This window comes from Streptomyces sp. E11-3 (assembly GCF_046540415.1).
Taxonomy (GTDB): Bacteria; Actinomycetota; Actinomycetes; order Streptomycetales; family Streptomycetaceae; genus Streptomyces.
In genome coordinates this window covers 1-2486 of the sequence record NZ_JAZGRL010000101.1, presented here as the reverse complement: position 1 = coordinate 2486, position 2486 = coordinate 1, and the positions used below count along the sequence as shown (strand labels likewise).

The 2486-nt window shown below is 70.9% G+C and carries 2 protein-coding genes; one reads left to right on the top strand and one right to left on the bottom strand.

What is annotated here, in order from left to right; all coding sequences use genetic code 11:
• Positions 1-165: 165 nt before the first annotated feature.
• Complete coding sequence (gene sepH / locus U9R90_RS35480; protein WP_411061556.1) at positions 166-1293, bottom strand: septation protein SepH; 1128 nt, start codon at positions 1291-1293, stop codon at positions 166-168.
• 460 nt (positions 1294-1753) lie between these two features.
• On the opposite strand from sepH, the gene U9R90_RS35475 reads away from it, so the two are divergent.
• Positions 1754-2486: hypothetical protein (locus U9R90_RS35475; protein ID WP_411061555.1), on the top strand; the 733-nt coding region annotated here is incomplete at its 3' end.

The window sequence follows — 2486 nt, the reverse complement described above, 5'->3', positions numbered from 1 at the left end:
TGAGCACGTACCCCCCGACGCGGCCCCGCCCCACAACGAAACAGCGCGCACCCGGGCACGCACCCCGACGCGCGGCCCCGCCCCACGACGAGACAGAGCGCAGCCACCACGGCGGGGCTCCGCCCCACGAATGAACGGGGCGGCGGACCGTCGGCGTGAGGTGGGTTAGTCCTGTTTCTTGCGGCGGGTGCCGAAGACGATTTCGTCCCAGCTGGGGACTGCGGCCCGGCGACCGGGCCGGACGCCGTCCGCCTCGGCCTGGCGGTCCGTGGTGCCGACGAGGCGGTCCCGGTGCCCCGCCACCGCGCGCGGCATCAGGACGTCCGCGTACGCGGACCCCGCCGACGCGGCCGGGGCCGCCTCCTCTGCTTCGAGGTCCAGGTCCTGCTCGGGCTCGTCCGTCGCGGGCAGGTCCGTACCCGTCGACGCGGCAGGCGTCGTGGACGGCCGCTCCGGCACGACCATGTCGCCTCGGAAGCTGGGTACCGCCTCCAGAAGGCTCGTCAGGGAGTCACGTTCGGACGAGCCGGTGGCAGCCGTGCTCTCCTCCGCGGGCTCCGGGCTAGGCGAGGGCAGGCTAGGCCGGTCCGCCTGCCTGTCCAACTGCCGGTCCGCCTGGCGCTCCAGCTGCCGGTCGAGAGCGCGGTCCAGCGGCCGGTCACGAGGCAGCCGGGCGATCCGAGGCACAAAGGGAAAGCTGGGCTCGGGCGTCGCGGAGATGTCGTCGGACTCGCCGATCAGCGAGCGCGCCTCGTCATCCACGGCCTGGACCAGCCGCCGCGGCGGGTCGTACGTCCAGCTGGCCGTGTGGGTCTCGCCCGCGGCCCGGTACCCGAGCAGCACCTCCCAGGTGCCGTCGTCACGGCGCCAGGAGTCCCACTGGACGGTGTCCTTGTCGATGCCGCGCATCAGCAGCCGCTCGTGGACGGCCTCGCCAAGCTGCGGCCCGGTGTTCTCGCCGGGGCGGCGCACCGGGGTCTTCCGGGCTCGCTCGGCCATGAAGGCGCGCTCCGCGAGCACCGGGCCCTCGAAGCGCCGCACGCGATCGACCGGGATACCGGCGAGCTGGGCGACCTCTTCCGCGGAGGCACCGGCACGTATCCGTGCCTGGATGTCGCGGGGCCGGAGGTGGCTCTCCACCTCGATCTCGATCTGGCCGAGCCGTGGGCGGTCGCCGCGCACCGCGGCGCGCAGGCGTTCGTCGATCGGAAGCGTGTACTCCGTGCTGTCCGCAGCCTTCAACACCAGCCGTGTGCCGTCGTTGCTGACGGCCACGACACGCAGTTCGGGCATGGGGACCTCCCGGGTGGTGCCTGCCGACGTCACGTGCGTCGCTGCTTCCGCTAGTCGAGTGTGGCCTGCCCGGGTGCAGCCTGCCACAACCTTGCCGATTTGCCCGGCGTGTCGGGCAAGGGCCCTGGAGCGCCGTTATGGCACGGTTACCTATTCGCAACGCTAAGTGACCGATCGGTCACCCTGTGTGGCGAGCCCCCTTCCGGAGGTCTAGTCAGGCCCCCGGACACCCAGGTTGGAGACCGGACCCAGGGCTCGCAACAGTACTCCATTCGGGCCACAGGGTTGGACCGCCGCGCCGCCCAAGTTCTCGCGGGGCAAGGGAGTTGGCCGCCGTCGCGCCCGAATCCGCTGCTTACGCGGGTGGCCTGCTTCACATAAACGCCAGAAACGGAACTATCCACTTCGCCCATTTGTCCCTTCTGTAGACGCACGTATCGAAGGCGACCAAGGGACGGGGATGGCCGACCAGAACATGGCCGAAAACGAGGAACCGAGGAAGAAGGGGAGGAAGCGGATCGACCTGAGCGTGCCGCAGGTGGCTGGCAGCGCCGTGGCCGCGGTCGTGGCGGCCAAGCTCGCGTCGAGCTTCGGGGTCTACGGCACGATCCTCGGCGCCGGTCTGGTGAGTGTCATCGCCACCTGCGGCGGCACGGTCTTCCAGCACTTCTTCTCGCGTACCGGCGAACAGGTCAAGGAGGTCGCGGTACGCGCGAAGCCCGCGGCTCGCCAAGTGCCGCAGCCGGTCCCGGGCGGGGCAACCGACCGGACGATGCTGCTCCGCACCGCGGAACCGCCATCAGACCAGGACTTCGGCGAGCCCACGGTGCACGGCAAGCGCATACGCGGCTGGAAACGGCCGTTGCTGGGCGCCGCGCTGATCTTCGGGGTGACGATGGCGGGGATCGTGACGTACGAGCTGGTGTCCGGCGACGCCTTCGGCAGCAGGGGGGGCAGCATCGGCTCCACGTTCACCCACCACAACTCCAAGCCAGGCTCCGACTCCAAGCCAGAGAACTCCGAGGACCGCGACCCGACGAAGGACCCCGCACAGCCCTCGACCGAAGGCGACAACACCCCCAGTGGCGCCCCGACCCCGGACAGCGACCCAACCCAGAACGACGGCGACCACAAGCCGACGCCGACCCCGACGCCTACACCCACCCCCACACCGACGCCTACTCCGACCCCAA

Bases quoted from the DNA above. Each gene is read 5' to 3' on its own strand.
- sepH (WP_411061556.1), bottom strand. From the start codon at position 1,293: ATGCCCGAACTGCGTGTCGTGGCCGTCAGCAACGACGGCACACGGCTG.